Source organism: Streptomyces sp. NPDC023723, assembly GCF_040639815.1.
Classification (GTDB): Bacteria; Actinomycetota; Actinomycetes; order Streptomycetales; family Streptomycetaceae; genus Streptomyces.
On record NZ_JBFAAP010000090.1, the window covers coordinates 1 to 18,944 of the forward strand.

Annotated in this window: 15 protein-coding genes; 8 read left to right on the forward strand and 7 right to left on the reverse strand. The window is 74.4% G+C overall.

Features of this window, described 5'->3' with window-relative positions:
• Nucleotides 1–95 precede the first annotated feature (95 nt).
• The 6 genes from AB0G32_RS38940 to AB0G32_RS38965 form a co-directional block, all read right to left on the reverse strand.
• The gene (locus tag AB0G32_RS38940) at nt 96–272 is read right to left on the reverse strand and encodes a hypothetical protein (RefSeq protein ID WP_361175272.1); all 177 of its coding nucleotides are present in this window, start codon (nt 270–272) and stop codon (nt 96–98) included.
• Nucleotides 273–302: 30 nt separating this feature from the next.
• Nucleotides 303–1,316, reverse strand: a complete 1,014-nt coding sequence (locus tag AB0G32_RS38945; RefSeq protein ID WP_361175275.1) for a Ppx/GppA family phosphatase — start codon at nt 1,314–1,316, stop codon at nt 303–305.
• Nucleotides 1,317–1,401: 85 nt separating this feature from the next.
• Nucleotides 1,402–4,218: an NHLP bacteriocin export ABC transporter permease/ATPase subunit gene (locus AB0G32_RS38950; RefSeq protein ID WP_361175278.1), complete on the reverse strand. Its 2,817-nt coding sequence runs from the start codon at nt 4,216–4,218 to the stop codon at nt 1,402–1,404.
• A 1-nt stretch (nt 4,219) separates the two neighbouring features.
• The gene (locus AB0G32_RS38955) at nt 4,220–6,442 is read right to left on the reverse strand and encodes an NHLP family bacteriocin export ABC transporter peptidase/permease/ATPase subunit (protein ID WP_361175281.1); all 2,223 of its coding nucleotides are present in this window, start codon (nt 6,440–6,442) and stop codon (nt 4,220–4,222) included.
• A complete protein-coding gene (locus tag AB0G32_RS38960) occupies nt 6,439–7,245 on the reverse strand; it encodes an HlyD family efflux transporter periplasmic adaptor subunit (RefSeq protein WP_361175284.1) in 807 nt (268 codons plus the stop codon). The genes AB0G32_RS38955 and AB0G32_RS38960 overlap by 4 nt, the downstream gene beginning before the upstream one ends.
• A 92-nt stretch (nt 7,246–7,337) precedes the next feature.
• Complete coding sequence (locus tag AB0G32_RS38965) at nt 7,338–7,547, reverse strand: type A2 lantipeptide (protein WP_361175287.1); 210 nt, start codon at nt 7,545–7,547, stop codon at nt 7,338–7,340.
• Nucleotides 7,548–8,087: 540 nt separating this feature from the next.
• Between AB0G32_RS38965 and AB0G32_RS38970 the strand changes: the two genes are divergently transcribed.
• The gene (locus AB0G32_RS38970) at nt 8,088–9,428 is read left to right on the forward strand and encodes a S1 family peptidase (RefSeq protein WP_361175290.1); all 1,341 of its coding nucleotides are present in this window, start codon (nt 8,088–8,090) and stop codon (nt 9,426–9,428) included.
• A 26-nt stretch (nt 9,429–9,454) separates the two neighbouring features.
• Here the strand turns inward: AB0G32_RS38970 and AB0G32_RS38975 are convergent, their stop codons facing one another.
• Nucleotides 9,455–11,590 (reverse strand): SpoIIE family protein phosphatase, encoded by a 2,136-nt coding sequence (locus AB0G32_RS38975; RefSeq protein ID WP_361175293.1) that lies wholly within the window; start codon nt 11,588–11,590, stop codon nt 9,455–9,457.
• A gap of 278 nt (nt 11,591–11,868) precedes the next feature.
• On the opposite strand from AB0G32_RS38975, the gene AB0G32_RS38980 reads away from it, so the two are divergent.
• The 7 genes from AB0G32_RS38980 to AB0G32_RS39010 all read left to right on the forward strand — a co-directional run bounded on the left by AB0G32_RS38980 (nt 11,869) and on the right by AB0G32_RS39010 (nt 18,850).
• Nucleotides 11,869–14,313: a SpoIIE family protein phosphatase gene (locus AB0G32_RS38980; protein ID WP_361175296.1), complete on the forward strand. Its 2,445-nt coding sequence runs from the start codon at nt 11,869–11,871 to the stop codon at nt 14,311–14,313.
• A 67-nt stretch (nt 14,314–14,380) separates the two neighbouring features.
• A complete protein-coding gene (locus tag AB0G32_RS38985) occupies nt 14,381–14,800 on the forward strand; it encodes a CBS domain-containing protein (RefSeq protein WP_361175300.1) in 420 nt (139 codons plus the stop codon).
• A gap of 112 nt (nt 14,801–14,912) precedes the next feature.
• Nucleotides 14,913–15,092, forward strand: a complete 180-nt coding sequence (locus tag AB0G32_RS38990) for a hypothetical protein (protein WP_361175303.1) — start codon at nt 14,913–14,915, stop codon at nt 15,090–15,092.
• Between the two features lie 47 nt (nt 15,093–15,139).
• Nucleotides 15,140–16,207: a glucose-1-phosphate thymidylyltransferase gene (locus AB0G32_RS38995; protein ID WP_361175306.1), complete on the forward strand. Its 1,068-nt coding sequence runs from the start codon at nt 15,140–15,142 to the stop codon at nt 16,205–16,207.
• Nucleotides 16,204–17,181 (forward strand): dTDP-glucose 4,6-dehydratase, encoded by a 978-nt coding sequence (rfbB, locus tag AB0G32_RS39000; protein WP_361175309.1) that lies wholly within the window; start codon nt 16,204–16,206, stop codon nt 17,179–17,181. Before AB0G32_RS38995 ends, rfbB begins: the two co-directional genes overlap by 4 nt.
• On the forward strand, nt 17,178–18,050 hold the full coding sequence (rfbD, locus tag AB0G32_RS39005) for a dTDP-4-dehydrorhamnose reductase (protein WP_361175312.1): 873 nt from the start codon (nt 17,178–17,180) through the stop codon (nt 18,048–18,050). Before rfbB ends, rfbD begins: the two co-directional genes overlap by 4 nt.
• The gene (locus AB0G32_RS39010; protein ID WP_361175315.1) at nt 18,047–18,850 is read left to right on the forward strand and encodes a class I SAM-dependent methyltransferase; all 804 of its coding nucleotides are present in this window, start codon (nt 18,047–18,049) and stop codon (nt 18,848–18,850) included. The genes rfbD and AB0G32_RS39010 overlap by 4 nt, the downstream gene beginning before the upstream one ends.
• The last annotated feature ends 94 nt before the right edge of the window (nt 18,851–18,944 follow it).

Here is an 18,944-nt window from a genome sequence, read left to right on the forward strand (position 1 = left end):
CGCAGTTCCCCGCGCCCCTTACGGCACTGCAGTGCCGCTCTCAAGGGGCGCGGGGAACTGCGCGACCAGCCCCCACCGGCCCGCAGCCGCCGGCGTCACTCCCGTCCCGACTGCTCCTGCGCCCCCGTGTTGGGCGACGTCGCGTCGCCCGCCTCGCCGCGGTGCCGCCGCTCCGACTCCGCCTCCGGGTCCCGCGTCTCCGCCTCCTCGATCTCGCGCATGACCTCTTCCAGCGCCGTCTCGGGCTTCGTGTGCTCGTCGTCCTTCGCCATGGAAGGGGCTCCCTTCTCGGACTGTGTACGTCAGTGCGGGCCGGCCGCGATGCGCAACGGCACCGGCCCCGGGGGCGCGGCCCCCTCTTCGTCGCTGTGCCGGACGACCTGCGCCCACCAGGACGGGCCGTCCTCGATGTGCCGCAGCAGCACCCCCTCGCGGATCGCCCACGGGCAGACCGTCACCGTGTCCAGACCGGTCAGCTTCATCGCCGTGTGCGCGATCACCGCGCCGGCCAGGCTCTGCGCGGCGCGCGGCGCGGAGATGCCGGGCAGCCGGGCCCGCTCGGCGGCGGGCAGCGCGGCCAGCCGGTCGATCGCCGTCCGCAGGTCCGGACAGTGCAACTGCCGCTCCACGAACGGTCCCTGGCGGCCGGGCGCGGCACCGCACAGCCGGCCCAGCTGCTGGAAGGTCCGGGAGGTGGCCACGGCGGTGCGCGGGCCCTCCCAGCGGATCCGGGCCGCCGCGTCCCGCAACTGGTGGCGCACCCGGCGGCGCAGCGCCCGGATCCGCTCCGGGTCCGGCGGGTCCTGTTCGCCGAAGAGCTCGTGGGTCAGCCGGTTCGCGCCCAGCGGCAGCGAGGCCACGAAGTCGGGCAGCCGGCCGCGGCCGAAGGCGACCTCCAGGGAGCCGCCGCCGATGTCGAGCAGCGCCAGCGGTCCGGACCGCCAGCCCATCCAGCGCCGCGCGCCGAGGAAGGTCAGCTCGCCCTCCACCTCGCCCGGCAGGGTGCACAGGGCGACGCCGGTGCGGGCGCGCACGGCGTGCAGCACCTCCTGCCGGTTGGGCGCGGCCCGGACCACCGCGGTCGCGAACGCCAGCGGGCCGGCCGCGCCCCAGCGCGCGGCGGTCCGGCTCGCCGCGGCGACCGCCTCGACCAGTCGCTCGACCGCCTCCTCGGGGATCGGGCCCCCCGGTCTCACCTGCTCCGACAGGCGCAGCCGCCACTTGGCGGTGTGCACCGGCAGCGGTATCCCGTCCTGGGCGTCCGCCACCACCAGCCGGACCGTCTTCGACCCCACGTCCACCACGCTGATTCGCATGCTGCCGCAGGTACCCAGTTACGGAGCGGATCAACGTCGGTCACCCGGAGTTGGCCTGCCGTACACCCCTCGACGGCCGGTCCGGTCAGGCCAGCTGGCGCCGCACCAGTTCGCGCAGCCGGCCGCCGGTCTCCGCGAGCAGCACGGACGGCGGCCCCTGCTGGACCACCTTGCCGTCCTCCATGACGATCACCCGGTCGGCGTCCAGCACGGTGGACAGGCGGTGCGCGATGACGATCCGGGTGGCGTCCAGCGCCTTGGTGGACTCGATCACCGTGCGCTGGGTGGCGTTGTCCAGGGCGCTGGTCGCCTCGTCGAAGAAGAGGATCCGCGGCCGGCGGATCAGCGCCTGGGCGATCATCAGCCGCTGCCGCTGCCCGCCGGAGACCGACCCGGCGCCGGAGACGATGGTGTGCAGGCCCATCGGCATCCGCCGGATGTCGTCGGCGAGCCCGGCCAGCTCGGCCGCCGCCATCGCCTCCTCGGGGGTGTACGGCTCGGTGCCGCAGATGACGTCCAGGATCGACCCGGTGAACGGCTGGGCGTGCTGGAGTACCACCCCGCACTGCCGCCGCACCGCCGACTGGTCCAGCGCGGCCAGGTCCTGGCCGTCGTAGAGGACACTGCCGGACAGCGGGCGGTCGAAGCCGATCAGCAGCCTGAGCAGGGTCGACTTGCCGCAGCCGCTGGGGCCGACGACCGCCACGAACTCGCCCGGCCGTACCGCGAAGGACACGTCGTCCAGGACCAGCGGACCGTCGTCGGCGTACCGGAACGACAGCCGGCGCGCCTCGACCGCCCCCGTCAGCGGCCCCGGCCGGGTGCTCGCGGTGCGCACCTCGGGGGCCGCCGCCAGCACCGGCCCGATCTCCTCGAACAGCGGCAGCGCGGCCACCGCCGACACGAACGCGCCGGTCAGCTGGGTGACCGAGGTCAGCAGCATGGTCACCGAGGTGTTGAAGGTCAGGAACTCGGCCGCCGACAGCGAGCCGCGCGCCGGGCCCGCGAGGAGCATGAACATCAGCAGCGTGCACAGCGGCAGATAGACCGCGCCGAGCACCGCGTTGAGGTTCTTGATCTGCCCGGCCCGCTGCTGCAGCTCGCGGCTGCGCGCGAACTGCCCGGCCCAGGCGGCGTACGCGTAGTTCTCGGCCGCCGCCACCCGCAGCTTGGGCAGGCCGCGCAGGGTCTGGAACGCCTGGTTGTTCAGCTTGTTGCCGAGCACCACGAGGCGTCGCTGCCAGCGCACCTGCCACAGCCCGAGCCCCAGGAAGACCGCCGCGACGACGACCAGCATGCCGAGCGCCGCCAGTGCCATCGGCACGCTGTACCAGAGCAGCAGCCCGAGGTTCATCGCGCCGACGGTCACCGACTGGGCCACCGTCGGGCCGACCCCGGCCAGCAGCCGGCGGATCTGGCTGATGCCCATGGCGGCACTGGCCAGTTCGCCGGTGGAGCGCTCGGTGAAGAACTTCGTCGGCAGCCGCAGCAGCCGGTCCCACACGGCCGGCTGGAGGGTGGCCTCGATCCGGCCCTCGAGGCGCAGCACGGTCAGGTTCTGCAGCAGGGTGAAGGCCGCCGCCACCACCCCGCTCAGCAGCACCGCCAGACAGACCTGCCCGATCAGGTCGGTGCGCGCCTTCGGCACGTACTCGCCGAGCACCTTGCCGGTGGCGACCGGCACCAGCGCCCCGATCGCGACCGTGACCAGCCCGGCGAGCAGCAGCCGCAGCAGATCGCCGCGGGTGCCCCGCAGGCAGAACCGCAGCAGCCGCAGCGGGCCGGGCCGGCGCTCCGGCAGCGGCCGGTAGAACATCACCGCGCGCGGCTCGAACTCCCCGGCGTTCACCTTCTCCACCGGTGTCTCCCGGCCGGTCACCGGATGCACGGCCACATAGCCGCCGCGCCGCCACAGCAGCGCCACCGGCGCCCCGGACAGCGCCCGGTGCCCCACCAGCGGCCCGACGTCCTCCCGCCACCAGCGCCCCGCCAGCCGGACCGCCCGGGTGCGGATCCGCGCGGCCAGCGCGATCCGTTCCACCTCGTCCAGCCGGTCGCTCTCGGTGCCGCCGGGCGCGGGTCCGGCCAGCGCGATCCCGGCGGCCCGGGCGACCAGTTCGCAGGCCGCGTAGGTGGCGTCCGCGTCGGCGGCCGTCGCGCGCCGCCCGGAGCGCTTGCCGAGGGCGGCGAGCAGGGTGCGGTCGGCCCGGGCGCGCACCGCCTCGCCGGCCTCGATGCCGGCGGCGGTGCGGGTCTCGTGGGTGTGCTCCAGCTGCTCGATCCAGCGGTCCAGCGTGGTCAGCAGCCGGTACTGCTGGTCCACCATGGACTGCCACAGCGCCGGGTCCATCAGCAGGTCGGCGGCCGCCTGCTCGCCGTGCGCGGCGCCGTACTGGACGCTGCCCGGCGGTACCTGCATCCAGAACACGTCGTCGTCGCCGACCGCCGCCGCCCCGTCGCCGGCCAGCGGCGCCTGGAAGAGGACGGACAGACTGCGGCCGACGCCCAGGGCCAGGGCGTACTCCAGCGGACTCGTGGCCGGCGGCACGTACTGCGGGTTGCCGTGGACGTCGTAGGACCAGGTCTGGGTGCCGGCCGGCTGGTACAGCTCGCGCAGGCCGACGCGGCGCACCACGCAGTCGCGCAGCGGGCGGGCGACCAGGGTGTGCCGCGGACCCGCGACCGGGCCGAGCAGCACGGCGCCCGCCGCCAGCCGGCCGAGGTGGTGCCAGGTGCCCTGCTGCTCGGCGTCCACCGCGAACAGGTCCACCGCGCCCGCCGCGACCAGCCACAGCACCTGCGGCCCTTCCAGGTCGAGGCGGCCCAACCCGGCGCGGTCCACCGGCGTGCCCAGCGTGCCGAGCGCGTCCAGGACGAGGTCGCCGCCGTGTACGTCGGTCATCTCACCGCTCCCCGACCAGCGCCGCGTACGTGCCACCGCGCGCCACCAGTTCCTCGTGCCGGCCGCGCTCCACGACCGTGCCCCCGGTCAGGACGACGATCTCGTCGCTGTCCCGCACCGTGCTCAGCCGGTGCGCGATCACCACACAGGCACAGCCCCGGCGGCGCAGGTTGTCCATCACGACCAGTTCGGTCTCCGCGTCCAGGGCGCTGGTCACCTCGTCCAGCACCAGGATGCTGGGCCGGCGCACCAGGGCCCGGGCGATCTCCAGGCGCTGGCGCTGCCCGCCGGAGAAGTTCCGGCCGTCCTGCTCGACCCGGCTGCGGATGCCGCCCGGCCGGCGCATGACGACGTCGTACAGCGCCGCGTCCTTCAGCGCCGCCACCACCGCGTCGTCCGGCACGGACGGGTCCCACAGCGCCACGTTGTCCCGCACGGTGCCCTCGAAGAGGAACACGTCCTGGTCGACGAAGGAGACGGAGGCCGCCAGCGCCCCGCGCGGGATGTCCGCCAGGCGCCGCCCGTCGATGCGGATCACGCCCTCCCACGGGGTGTACAGGCCGGAGATCAGCCGGGACACGGTGGACTTGCCGCTGCCGGAGCCGCCGACCAGCGCCACCTGCTGCCCCGGTCCGACGGTCAGGTCGAAGCCGGTGAGCAGCGGTTTGTCGAGCGGGCTGTAGCCGAAGGAGACGTTCTCCAGCTCGATGTGGCCGCGCAGCCGGCGCGTCGACTCGCCGGCGCCCGGGCGGCCGTGCAGCGGGTCGGCGCCGAAGTTCTCCACGTCCTTGAGGCGGGCCACGTCGGCGGCGAAGTCCTGGATGCGGCCGGCGACGCCGTTCAGCCGGGTCAGCGGCGCGGTGAAGCGGGTGACCAGCGCCTGGAAGGCGACCAGCAGCCCCACCGAGAGGTGGCCGTCCACCGCGCGCAGCCCGCCGATCCACAGGATCAGCGCGCTGTTGACGGTGGCCAGGGCCGGCGCCACCACGCCCAGCCAGGCGCTCGGTACCCCGAGCCGCTGCTGCTCCTCCAGCGTGGTGGCGTGCTGCCCGGCCCACTTGCGGAAGTAGCCGTCCTCGCCGCCGGTCGCCTTCATCGTCTCGATCAGCTGAAGACCGGTGTACGCGGTGTTGGTCAGCCGCGCGGTGTCCGCGCGCAGCTTGGCGGTACGGGTCGCGCGCAGCTTGACCACGACCCGCATCGCCACGATGTTCAGCAGTGCCACGCCGACGCCGACGAAGGTGAGCTGCGGGTCGTAGGTGTACAGCAGCAGGGCGTACAGGACGACGACCACCGCGTCCACGCCGGCCGCCGCCAGGTCCCGGGACAGGGTCTCGGCGACCGCGTCGTTGGACTGCAGCCGCTGCACCAGGTCGGCCGGGCTGCGCTGGGCGAAGAACGTCACCGGCAGCCGCAGCAGGTGCCGCAGGAAGCGGGCGCTGGAGAGGGTCGAGGAGATCAGCCGCCCGCGCAGCAGGTTGCCCTGCTGCAGCCAGGTCAGCACCACGGTGAGCAGCACGCACGCCGCCATCGACGTGAACAGCACGCCGAGCAGCGAGGTCCGGCCGCCGATCAGGAACATGTCGACATAGGTACGGCTGAGCGCGGGCACCGCCGCGCCGGTCAGCACCAGCAGCAGACTCGCGAGGACCGCGGCCGGCAGGGTGCCCGCGGTGCCGCGCAGCCGGGCCGGCATCGCCCCGAGGACGCCGGGTCTGCGGCCGCCGGTGCGGAAGCCGGGGCCGGGCTCCATGGTCAGCACCACGCCGGTGAAGGAGCCGTCGAACTCCTCCAGGGTGACGAACCGGCGGCCCTTGCCGGGGTCGTTGATGTGCACGCCCCGGCGGCCGAAGCGGCGGCCCACGCCGTCGTAGACGACGTAGTGGTTGAACTCCCAGAACAGCACCGCCGGGGTGGTGACCCCGGCGAGCGCGGCCAGGTCCATCTGCATGCCCTTGGCGGTCAGGCCGTAACTCCGCGCCGCCTTCAGCAGGTTGCTGGCGCGCGAGCCGTCGCGGGACACGCCGCAGGCGATGCGCAGCTCCTCCAGCGGGACGTGCCGGCCGTAGTGGCCGAGGACCATCGCCAGCGAGGCGGCGCCGCACTCGACGGCCTCCATCTGGAGCACGGTGGGCGTCCGCACCGTCCGCGCCCGGCTGTCGGGCACCCGGCGCTTCGGCGGGGCGGCGCGGCGCCGGCCCCGGTGCTCGGTCGCGGTGCTCATGGCAGCAGCCAGTCGACGGGGTGCTGGTCGGCCAGCCGTACCGAGCCGGTGCCCAGGGTCATCGAGGACAGGGCGAACGGCGGTCCGGCCGCGGACGACCAGGCGTAACCGCTCTCGGTGGTGGCCGACCTGTCGAGGCGGACGGTCACGGCGACCGGCCTGCCGTCCTTGGTGAACTGCTCGCCGAGCTGGCTGTCACCGAGGAAGGCGGCGATCTGCTGCGCGGACTGCGCGGCCCGGTCCACGGCGGTCACCCGGCCGCGCAGCACGCCGTACTCCTGGGCCGGCACCGACTGCAGGGTCAGGTCGACGGCGGCGTGCGCGGGGATCGCGGCGGCGTTCTCGGCGGGGACGTACACCGTGGCGTAGAGCGGGTCGCCGGCGTGGGCCACCTTCTCCACCGCGGCGACGTTCGCCCCGGTCTGGATGATCTGTCCGACGGTGGCGGCGAGCGCGCTGACCCGGCCCGCGTCGACGCTGCGCACCACGGTCTCGCCCTCGGCGCCGCGGACCTTGAGGACGGGGGCGCCGGCGCCCAGCCGCTGTCCCTGGCGCGCGACGACGGCGGTGACCTGCCCGGCGACCGGGCTCTGGAGCAGATAGCTGCCCTGGTTGTGGGTGAGGACGGCCGGCGCGTCGACCGTGGAGGCCACCGAGCCGGTCACGGCCCACACGGAGGCGGCCGCCATCGCGAGCACGGTGACGGACAGCACCAGCCAGCCCTGGGGACGGGCGAAACGCACCGGGAGGTCGAGCTCCTCCGGTGACTGGAGCTTGGCGAGGGCCTGTTGGCGGAACTGCACGGGGAGACGTCCAGGGGGATGCGCGAAGCGGGACGCCGAGAAGTCCCGGAGCCGGGGATGCGGCTCCGGGACTCAGCGGCACTTGGGCGCGGTCAGAGACCGGCGACCAGGTTGGTGACCGGGGCGGTGTTCAGACCGGTGACACCCTCGACCGTGCCGACGACCGTGTTGAGCACGCCGGAGACCGGGGCGACGCCGTCCACGACACCGGTGACGGTGCCCAGGGCGTTCAGGCCGCCGGAGACGTTGTCCAGCTCGGCGTCGGAGATCTCGGTGGTCTCGACCTGGGGGGTGGAGTTCATGAGGGAACTTCCCTTCGTATAGCCATTTCACAAGGGGGGAGCGGCCCCCTCTGGGGACAGATGACGGCCGCGACCGCGGGGACCGGCGCCCCGGTCCGGAGCCCCGGCGGGCCCCGCGGTGCGATGGATCAAAGCACGCCGCCCGCTCGGGCTTCCAATTCATCACCCCGTCCCACCAGGCAACTTGCGTCACATGCGAGGTCAACCGTGCAGGCCCGCGCACGCCTTCGCGGTCACTTCTTCACATGCGGCGCAGCATCGCCCCACCGGCCCCCCTTGTCCCTCCGCCGGCGAACCCGGCACACCTCGCCAATGGCGTGCGCGGGGGCGCGGGTTTGTGCAGATCCCCCAACGGCCGTGACCGGGGTGGGCATTCGATGTGCAGATTCCCTGAAGCGCCGGTTCCGCTCGGCGATCGGAACGGAGCGTCACTGATCGATTCCGTACGGTGCCGACCGGTCGGCGTTGAACGCCGCGCGCGGCCCTCCCGTACCTCCTGCCAGCCAGGCGCCTCACCCCGTCCCCAGGAGGTCGAGAAGGTTGAGTCACAAGCGAATGCCGAAGCGCAAGGCCGCGCTGGCCGCGGGCGGCGTGGTCGCGCTGGGAGCCGCCGCGATCCTGCTGCCGCAGGCGGGCGCCGCACAGAACGGCAGGTCGGACACCGGAGCGCCGCCCCGGACGCTGAAGGCGGCGGACGCCTCGGAGCTCGCCTCGCGGCTTGCCGGAACGCTCGGCGACGCCTTCGCCGGCGCCTACTACGACACCGGCGACCAGCAGCTGGTCGTCAACGTCGTCACCGGCGACGACAACGACGTGGTCGTACGGGCGAAGGACGCGGGCGCCGAGGTCCGCGAGGTCGACAACACCCTCGCCGAACTGGCGGCGGGGGCCCGCACCCTGAAGTCGCAGGCGACCGTCCCCGGCACCTCGTGGGCGCTCGACCCCCGGACCAACAAGATCCTCGTCACCGCCGACAGCACGGTCACGGGCGAGCGGTGGGACCAGGTGGAGTCCACCGTGCAGGACCTCGGCTCCGGCATGGCGACGCTGAAGAAGTCGGCCGGCACCTTCGGGACGTTCGTCTCGGGCGGCGACGCGATCTTCGGCGGCGGCGCGCGCTGCTCACTCGGCTTCAACGTCACCGCCGCCGACGGCGCGCCCGCCTTCCTGACCGCCGGGCACTGCGGCGTCGCCGCCGAGCAGTGGTCCGACGCGCAGGACGGGGCGCCGCTGGCCACCGTCGAGGAGGCGGTCTTCCCCGGCGACGGCGACTTCGCCCTGGTCCGCTACGACGATCCGGCCACCGAGGCGCCCAGCGAGGTGAACGTCGGCGAGCAGACGGTCGCGATCAGCGCGGCCGCGGAGGCCACCGTCGGGGCGCAGGTCTTCCGGATGGGCAGCACGACCGGACTGGCCGACGGGCAGGTGCTCGGGCTCGACGCCACGGTGAACTATCCGGAGGGCACGGTCACCGGGCTCATCCAGACCGACGTGTGCGCCGAGCCCGGGGACAGCGGCGGCCCGCTGTTCAGCCAGGACGGCCTGGCGGTCGGCCTTACCTCCGGCGGCAGCGGCGACTGCACGGTGGGCGGCGAGACGTTCTTCCAGCCGGTGACGACCGCGCTGGCGGCGGTGGGGGCGACGCTCGGCGACGGTGCGGGGGCCGGTGCCGGTGCCGGTGGTGACGCCGGTGCGGAGACCGGTGGGGAGCAGGCCGGTGGTGAGGAGGCCGGTGCCGGTGCGGAGACCGGTGGTGAGGAGGCCGGTGCCGGCGAGGGTGTCGGGGACGGTACGGGCGTCGGCGACGAGGCGGGCTCGGGCTCCGGTTACGCGGCAGGCTCCGGCGACGACGCGGGTTCCGCGCCGACGCCGACGCCGTGACCCGGCGTACGCCCCGCAGGCCGCCGTCAGGCGCCCCGCACCCGCAGCAGCAACAGGGCGATGTCGTCGGCGCGTTCCTCCGCGCCGGCCTCGTCGCGCACCAGCAGGTCGGCCAGCTCGTCCAGCGGCAGGTCGCCGGCCCGGGCCAGCCGCCGGCCCAGCCCGGCCAGGGCGTCGTCGATGTCGACGCCGGGTGACTCCACCAGGCCGTCGGTGTAGAGGGCGAGCAGGGTGCCGGGGACCAGCTCGACCTCGGTGGCCGGGTACCCGGCTGCCGCGTCGATGCCCAGCAGCGGCCCCCCGGCCAGGTCCAGCACCCGGACCCGCCCGTCCGGCCGGCGCAGCAGCGGCGGCGGGTGTCCGGCCCGGGACAGCACGGCCCGCCCGCCGCCCGGCACGAACCGCAGGTACAGACAGCTGGCGAACAGCTCGGTGCCCAGGTCGATCAGCAGCCGGTTGGTGTGGCGCATGACCTCCTCGGGGGCCCGGCCGACCGCCGTGTAGGCGCGCACGGCGGTGCGGACCTGTCCCATCAGCCCGGCCGCCGTCACGTTGTGTCCCTGTACGTCCCCGATGACCGCGGCCGCCGTGCCGCCGCCGGTCGGCACCAGGTCGTAGAAGTCGCCGCCGATGTCCATGCCCCGGGTGGCCGGCAGATAGCGGACCGCCGCCTCGATGCCGGGCAGCGCCGGCAGGGTGTGCGGCAGCAGCGCGGCCTGCAGGCCGTGCGCCAGCCGGTGCTTGGCGTCGTACAGCTGGGCGCGGTCCAGGGCCTGCGCGACCAGTCCGGCCAGGCTGGTGAGCACCGCCCGCTCGTCCTCGGCGAAGACGTGCGGCGCGGCGTAGGCGAGGACGCAGGTGCCGACCGGCCGTCCCGAGGCGATCAGCGGCAGGAACGCCCAGGCCGCGTAACCGTCGGGGGTGGCCTGCCGGGCCGGGTACCGGCGGTGCAGGTCCGCCGGCGACTCCAGGAACACCGGCGTTCCCTTCCGCAGGGCGTGGGTGCCGGGGGTGCGCTCGGTGAGCGGCATGCCGTCGAACGGTTCGAGGACGCGCGGATCCGGGTAGCCCCGGTGTCCCAGCACCCGCATCCGCCCCGCCCGGGAGCCGAGGACGATGAGCGCCTGGGCGCCGGCTCTCGGCGCGATCTCGTCCGCGACGAGTTGCACCACGTCCCGTACCCCCACCGCCTGCGCGAGCGCCCCGGTCAGGCTCACCATGTGGGAGACGGTGACCAGCCGGGAGGGCGCGTCGGCGGCCGGCGGCGCGGCCGGGGCGCCCGCCGCCGCCGCGCGGGCCCGGCCGACGCGGACACTGAGCCCGGTGCGGCTCGGGTACAGCCGGAAGGACAGCCAGTCGCCGGGCGGGCGCAGCGCCACGAACGAGGTGCTGCGCTGGCTGAGCAGCGCGGCCCGGTAACGGTCCTCGTACACCGGGTCGTTCAGCCACGGCACCGCCGACCACAGCCGGGCGCCGAGCAGCCGGCCGGCGGGGACGCCGAGCAGGCCGGCCGCCGCGGTGCTGACGAAGCCGACCCGTCCGTCCAGGTCGAGCGAGCACAGTCCGTACGGCAGCCGCGCCACCATCCGCGCGGCCTCCACCGGACCCAGCGTGCCGAGCAGCCCGTTCACCGTCGGCGCGGCCGGCAGATCGGGCTCGGGGCGGACCGGCAGCCCGGCCCGCGCGGCCCGTTCCAGCCGGCCGGCGAGCCGCCGGCAGGCCGTCGTCAGACGGTCGCGGTCCCGGGCGGACAGCGTCGCGGGGTGCGAGGCGGGCCAGGTCAGGAAGGCGGCGCCGTACGCGGCGGACTCGGTCGCGATCGGCAGCGCGGCCATCGCGAACGGGTAGGGGAGGACGACCGCGACCCGCGGGTAGCGGCGGGCCATCTCCTCCTCGCCGCCGATCCAGATCAGCCGCCGCTCGCGCAGCGCGTCGGCCACCGGGACGCCCGCGTGCGGCGTCACCCGTTCCCAGGGCGCCGCGAAGGCCCGGGGCAGCCCCGCCATCACGGCCATCTCCAGCACCGGCGGATCGGCGGCCAGCAGGTACATCGCGCCGGCCTGCGCCCGGGTGTCCTCCATCATCTCGGCCAGCGTCAGGGAGAGCACCGGCCGGCTCACCGGCACCGGCGCGGACGTCTGCCTCTCGGACACACCGCCCACCTCCTCGCACGGCCGTGCGGCGGCCCCCGCCCATCAAATCTCCTCCCTGCCGCCCGCTCCCGCACGGCGAACACCACGGGCCCGGCACCGGGGCTCGCGTCCGCTCTGCCGGCACCCCCGATCCGTGGCCTGCGGCACCCGCCCGCGCGGGCCGGTGCCGACCGCCGCGGCCCGTCGCGTGCGGTCTGTGGCCCCGCGCCGCCCCGCGCCCCCGCCCGGCGCCGGCCCCTGTGCGCACAGGGGCTGCGCGGGCCCCGTACAAGCGCTGTAATGGCGGCGTGACCAGTGAGGGTGACGTGGGGCGCGGAGCGGGAACGGCGCGTGCCGCGAGTGCCCTCAGGGCGCTGGCGTCCGGCGCCGATCCGGGCGACCGGCTGCGCCGCACCCTCGAACAGGCCCTCGTCTTCGCCGGCGCCTCCTTCGCCGCCCTCTACGCCCCCGGCGAGGATCCCGGCCTGCTGTGCCTGGCGGAGTCGGCCGGGGTGCCCCGGACCCTGTACGGCGTCCGCGACGCGTATCCCACCACCGGCGACTCCCCGGTCGCCGACGCGCACCGCGACGGCCGCCCGGTGTGGCTCGGACCGGCGGAGCTGGCCGGGCTGGCCGCCGCCCGCCACGTACCGGCGGGCGGGTTCTCCCTGGCGGCGCTGCCGCTGCCCGGCGACGGCGGCTGCCTGCTCGCCGTCACCGAACGCCCGGACGGCTTCGGCACCGGCGACCGCGCGCACCTGGAGCTGATCGCCGGGGCCGTGCCGCGGCCCGCCCCGGCCACCGCCGCCGACCGCGGCGAACCGCCGCCCGACATGTTCACCCTCGCCATGGACACCGGCCGGGTCGAGGCCGGCGACGCCATCCTGGACCTGTTCGGCCTGGCCGCCCGGGAGTTCGACGGCAGGATCGAGACCCTGCTCCGGCGCACCGTGCCGGAGGACCTCCCGTCCCTGATGTCGGTGGTCGAGGCCGACCACATGTCGCTGGGCGAACGGGAACTGGAGTTCCGGGTGCTGCGCCCCGGCGGACCACCGCGCTGGCTGCGGCTGCGCGGCCGGCTGCGGCCCGCCGGCGACGGCCGCCCGGCCCGCCTGGTGGGCACCGTCGCCGACGCCGCCGCCCTGCGCTCCCACGTCACCGACGTCGCCCGCGTGCAGCGGCTGGCCGCCGCGCTGGCCACCGCCGGCACCGTCCGCGAGGTCGGACAGGCCGTCGTGGCCGCCCTGCGCGGACCGCTGCGCGCCGACCGGATCGCGCTGGCGGAACTGGAGAACGACCGCCTCGTCGTCACCGTCCTCGACCCGCCCGGCCCCGAGGCGTGGCCCGAGGCGTGGCGCACCGAATGGCGCTCCGAGTGGCCCGACGCCCCGATGCGCGCCATGCCCACCCTCGCCGCGGTGCTGCGCGACGGCCGCCCCGAGGTCTGGCCGGCCGGCACCGGCGCCCTGGAACCCGCCCTCGCCGACGTCGGCCCCGGCGGGCTCGCCGTCCTGCCGCTGCCGGCCGGCGACCGCGCCCGGGGCGTCTGCCTGATCGGCTGGGACGGCCCGCACGACTTCGGCCCCGACGAACGCGCCCTGCTCACCGCCTCCGCCGGCCTCGCCGGCCAGGCCCTGACCCGCGCCCACGCCTTCGACGCCGAACACGAACTCGTCGGCATGCTCCAGCGCCAGCTGCTGCCCCGCCGGCTGCCCGAACTGCCCGGCGCCCTCGCCGTCGCCCGCTATCTGCCCAGCACCGCCGGACTGGAGCTGGGCGGCGACTGGTACGACGTGATCCCCCTGCCCGACCACCACGTGGCCCTCGTCATCGGCGACGTCCAGGGCCACAGCGCCGGCGCCGCCACCCTCATGGGCCAGTTGCGCACCGCGCTGCGCGCCTACGCCGTGGAGGGGCACCCGCCGGACGTGGTGGTCGCCCGCGCCAACCGGCTGCTCGCCGACATGGAGACCGACCTCTTCGCCACCTGCGCCTACGTCGACCTCGACATGGAGGAGGGCACCGCCTGGTGCGTACGGGCCGGTCATCTGCCGCCGGTGCTGCGCCACCCGGACGGCCGCACCGAGATCGTCGAGGCGGAGGGCGGCCCGCCGCTCGGCGTGGTGGCCCAGGCCGACTTCCCGATGAGCCCGCTCGGCCTGCGCCCCGGCACCCTGCTCGCGCTGACCACCGACGGCCTGGTCGAGTCGGCCGACGCCGACCTCGACGCGGGCATGGCGGCCCTGGCCCGCGGCCTCGCCGCCGCCGACCCCGCCCACCTCGACCTGGTCGCCGACGCCCTGCTGGGCGGCGCCCGGCGCAGCGACGACGTGGCCCTGCTGCTGGTCCGCTACGACGGCATGGCGCTGCGCCCGCGGCGCGAGAGCTGGACGGTGTGGCGGGTCCCCGAGGCGGTCCGGCACGCCCGCCGCTTCACCCGGCGCACGCTGCGCGCCTGGGCGCTGCCGGACACCGGCGTCGACACGGTCCTGCTGGTCGTCTCCGAACTGGTCACCAACGCCCTGGTGCACACCGGGGGACCGGTCCGCCTGTACCTCACCCTGGCCGGCGACCGGCTGCGGGTCGCGGTGGCCGACTCCTCGCCGCGCACCCCGGCCAGGCCCACCAGCATCGGCTGGGAGGCCACCGGCGGCCGCGGCATCCTGCTGGTCGAGGCGGTGTCCGCGGCCTGGGGGACGCTGCCGGTCAGCGGCGGCAAGCAGGTCTGGAGCGAACTCCCGGTCGGCCGGTGATGACGCGGCGCGCCGCTGGGTACCCGGCGCGGGACCGCGGATACGCACGGTGAGGGAAGAGGCAGCCATGACCCAGTACGTCCGCGACATCATGACCGGCGACCCGGTGACCGTCGCCCCGCAGACCTCGGTGACCGCCGTGGCCCGCATCATGCGCGACCAGGACCTCGGCGCCGTCCTGGTGACCGACGGCGACGACCTGCGCGGCCTGGTCACCGACCGTGACCTGGTGATCCGCTCGCTGGCCGACGGCGGCGACCCCGAGCGGACGACCGTGGCCGGCGCGTGCAGCGACGACCTGGTGACCGTCCGCCCCGACGAGGAACTGGACCAGGCGGTGCGGCTGATGCGCGAGCACGCCGTGCGCCGGATCCCGGTGGTCGACGCCGGACACCCCGTCGGCATCGTCGCTCTGGGCGACCTGGCCATGGAACGCGACCCGGAGTCGGCGCTCGGCGACATCAGCGTGGCCCGGCCCAACACCTGAGCGCGTTTGCCCGGCCCCGGCCGGGAAACCCGTCCACCTTCGTGGTGAAGACAAGGCAGCGCAGCAGACAGCGCAGAACACAGCACAGCAGACGAAGGCAGTTGATGTTTCCGTGATCACGGACACCAGTGAGAAACCCGTCGACCGGCGGCCCGAGACCGGCTGGTCCGAGGCCCGCCGCCGGCGCGGCACCGGCCCGGTGCGCACCTGGGTGCCCGCCGTCGAGGACACCGGCGCCCCGCGCGCGCCGCAGCCGGGACCGGAGCCGCACATAGTGCGCGGTGAGGACTGACTTCAACTAACGTTCCGTTCACCCCGGGGGACAGTAGGGTGAACCAGATGAAGGCACTGGTGCTGTCCGGCGGCGCGGGCACCCGGCTGAGGCCCATCACACACACCTCGGCCAAGCAACTCGTCCCGGTCGCCAACAAAGCTGTCCTGTTCTACGGACTGGAGTCCCTGGCCGACGCCGGTATCACCGACGTCGGCATGATCGTCGGTGATACCGCCGCGGAGATCGAGGAAGCGGTCGGCGACGGATCGAGATTCGGCCTGAAGGTCACCTACATCCCGCAGGAACGCCCGCTGGGGCTGGCCCACGCGGTACTGATCGCCCGGGAGTACCTGGGCGACGACGACTTCGTCATGTACCTCGGGGACAACTTCGTGGTCGGCGGGATCACCGACCTCGTCGCGGAGTTCCGCACCCACCGGCCCGACGCCCAGATCCTGCTCACCAAGGTCGCCGACCCGCGCTCCTTCGGCGTCGCCGAACTGGGCCCGGACGGGCAGGTGATCGGCCTGGAGGAGAAGCCGGAGCAGCCCAAGAGCGACCTCGCCCTCGTCGGCGTGTACCTTTTCACCCCGGCCATCCATGACGCGGTCCGGGCCATCAAGCCGTCCTGGCGCGGGGAGTTGGAGATCACCCACGCCATCCAGCACCTCCTGGACAGCCGTGCCGACGTACGCTGCACGGTCATCAAGGGCTACTGGAAGGACACCGGCAATGTCGGCGACATGCTGGAGGTGAACCGGGCGGTCCTGGAAGGCATGGAGCGCCGCATCGACGGCGAGGTGGACGCCGCGTCCGAGACCATCGGCCGGGTCGTGGTGGAGAAGGGGGCACGGATAGTGAACTCGCGCATCGTGGGTCCCGCCGTCATCGGCGCGGGCACCGTGGTCAGCGACTCCTACGTGGGCCCGTTCACCTCCGTCGCGGAGAACTGCCGGATCACCGACAGCGAGGTGGAGTTCTCCATCGTGCTGCGCGACTCCTCGATCCACGGGGTGGGCCGGATCGAGGCGTCGCTCATCGGCCGGCACGTGGAAGTGACCCCGGCACCCAGTGTGCCCAGTGCCCACCGACTCGTCCTCGGAGACCACAGCAAGGTGCAGATCCACTCATGAAGCTTCTCGTCACCGGCGCCGCCGGCTTCATCGGCTCCCGCTACGTCCGTACCCTGCTGGCCGCCGACGGGCCGGACGCGCCGCATGTCACGGTGCTGGACAAGCTCACCTACGCGGGCACCCTCGACAACCTCGAACTCGGCCACCCCCGGCTGAAGTTCGTCCAGGGCGACATCCGCGACGCCGAACTGGTCGGCAGCCTGGTGGCGGAGGCCGACCAGGTGGTGCACTTCGCCGCCGAGTCGCACGTCGACCGTTCCATCCTCGGCGCCGACGACTTCGTCCTCACCAACGTCGTCGGCACCCAGACCCTGCTCGACGCCGCCCTCCGGCACGGCCTGGAGACGTTCGTGCACGTCTCCACCGACGAGGTGTACGGGTCGATCGCCGAGGGCTCGGCGGCCGAGGAGTGGCCGCTGCGGCCCAGTTCGCCGTACTCCGCCTCCAAGGCGTCCTCCGACCTGATCGCCCTGGCCTACCACCAGACCCACGGCCTGGACGTGCGGGTCACCCGCTGCTCCAACAACTACGGCCCGCACCAGTTCCCCGAGAAGGTCATCCCGCTGTTCGTCACCAACCTGCTCGACGGGCAGCCCGTCCCGCTCTACGGCGAGGGCCTCAACGTCCGCGACTGGCTGTACGTCGACGACCACTGCCGGGGCGTCGAACTGGTCCGCACCCGGGGCCGGGCCGGGGAGGTCTACAACATCGGCGGCGGCACCGAACTGACCAACAAGGAGCTGACCGGCCTGCTGCTGGACGCCTGCGGGGCCGGCTGGGACCAGGTCGAGTACGTCGAGGACCGCAAGGGCCACGACCTGCGCTACTCGGTCGACTGGGGCAAGATCCGCGACGAACTCGGCTACCGCCCCGAGCACGACTTCACCACCGGCCTCGCCGAGACCGTCGCCTGGTACCGCGACAACCGGGCCTGGTGGGAGCCGCTGAAGCGGCGCGTGCGGGGGCACGCGTGAGGTGGCTGGTCACCGGCGCGGGCGGCATGCTCGGCCGGGACGCCGTCGCCGAACTGACCCGGCGCGGCGCCGAGGTCACCGCGCTGGACCGCGCGGCCCTGGACATCACCGAACCGGCCGCCCTGGAGGACGCGTTCACCGTCCACCGCCCCGACCTGGTGGTCAACTGCGCCGCCTACACCGCCGTCGACGACGCCGAGACCGACGAGGCCCGCGCCCTGGAGATCAACGGCGAGGGCCCCCGGCTGCTGGCCCGCACCTGCGCCGCGTACGGGGCCCGGCTGATCCACGTCTCCACCGACTACGTCTTCGACGGCGCCGACCGCGACGCCCCCTACCCCGAGGACCACCCGACCGCCCCGCGCACCGCCTACGGCCGTACCAAGCTGGCCGGCGAGCGGGCCGTCGCCGAGGAACTCCCGGACGCCGGCGCCGTGCTGCGCACCGCCTGGCTCTACGGTGTCCACGGCCGCAGCTTCGTGCGCACCATGATCGAGCTGGAGGGCCGCCGGGACACCGTGGACGTCGTCGACGACCAGCGCGGCCAGCCCACCTGGAGCGCGGACGTCGCCGCCCGGATCGCCGACCTCGGCCCGCTGGTCGGCCGCGGCGCGAGCGGCGTCTACCACGCCACCAGTTCGGGCGAGGCCACCTGGTACGAGCTGGCCCGGGAGGTCTTCGCCCGGCTCGGCGCCGACCCGGACCGGGTCCGCCCGACCGGCAGCGCGGCCTTCACCCGGCCCGCGCCCCGCCCCGCATACAGCGCCCTCGCGCACGGCCGCTGGCAGCACACCGGGCTGCCCGAGCCGCGCGACTGGCGTGCCGCCCTGCACGAGGCTCTTCCCCGAATCCGCAAGGAGTCCAGTTGAAACGCCATGAGTTCCTGCGGGAACTGCACAAGGTCAGCGCCAACCGCAACTACCTGGAGATCGGTGTCAACGACGGCCGCAGCCTGCACCTGTCCCGGGTCCCCAGCATCGCGATCGACCCCGCCTTCAAGGTCGTCTCGGAGCTGAAGTGCGACGTCCACCTGGTGAAGGCCACCAGTGACGACTTCTTCGCCCGCAAGAACCCCCTCGCGCACCTCAAGAGCGGCCGCCACCCGCTGCGCAACATGCGCCGCGGCCGCTCGCTGACCGGCTACTGGCGCCGCACCACGCTCGACCTGTCGTTCATCGACGGCATGCACCTGTTCGAGTACGCGCTGCGCGACTTCATCAACGTGGAGAAGCACTCGGACTGGTCCAGCGTGATCGTCCTCGACGACATGCTGCCGCGCAGCGTGGACGAGGCGGCCCGGGACCGGCACACCGACGCCTGGACCGGCGACGTCTACAAGGTCATCGAGGTGCTGAACCGGTACCGGCCCGACCTGGTGACCGTCCTGGTGGACACCCAGCCCACCGGCCAGCTCGTGGTGTTCGGCGCGGACCCGGAGAATACCGTGCTGACGGACAAGTACGACGAGATCATGGCCGAGTACCTGGTCGAGGACCCGCAGAAGGTGCCCGAGGCGATCCTGGAGCGGTCCGTCGCGGTGCCGCCCGAGACTCTCCTCCAGGCCGGCTTCTGGGGCCGCCTGGCCAAGGCCCGGGGCCTGGGCCTGGGCCGCGCCCGCGGCTGGGAGCCGCTGCGCCGCGCGGTGGAACAGGTCGGCGTCAGCCGCTAGACGGCCCGGTCACGGGCGGGGCCGGTACGCGCCGGGCCTTGGCCAGGCGGCCCCAGAAGCCGGCCTGGAGGAGAGTCTCGGGCGGCACCGCGAC

Coding starts and splice junctions, on each gene's coding strand:
- AB0G32_RS38965 (WP_361175287.1), bottom strand. CDS start 7,547: ATGAACTCCACCCCCCAGGTCGAGACCACCGAGATCTCCGACGCCGAG.
- AB0G32_RS38945 (WP_361175275.1), bottom strand. CDS start 1,316: ATGCGAATCAGCGTGGTGGACGTGGGGTCGAAGACGGTCCGGCTGGTG.
- AB0G32_RS38995 (WP_361175306.1), top strand. CDS start 15,140: ATGAAGGCACTGGTGCTGTCCGGCGGCGCGGGCACCCGGCTGAGGCCC.
- rfbB (WP_361175309.1), top strand. CDS start 16,204: ATGAAGCTTCTCGTCACCGGCGCCGCCGGCTTCATCGGCTCCCGCTAC.
- AB0G32_RS38950 (WP_361175278.1), bottom strand. CDS start 4,218: ATGACCGACGTACACGGCGGCGACCTCGTCCTGGACGCGCTCGGCACG.
- AB0G32_RS38955 (WP_361175281.1), bottom strand. CDS start 6,442: ATGAGCACCGCGACCGAGCACCGGGGCCGGCGCCGCGCCGCCCCGCCG.
- AB0G32_RS38940 (WP_361175272.1), bottom strand. CDS start 272: ATGGCGAAGGACGACGAGCACACGAAGCCCGAGACGGCGCTGGAAGAG.
- AB0G32_RS38985 (WP_361175300.1), top strand. CDS start 14,381: ATGACCCAGTACGTCCGCGACATCATGACCGGCGACCCGGTGACCGTC.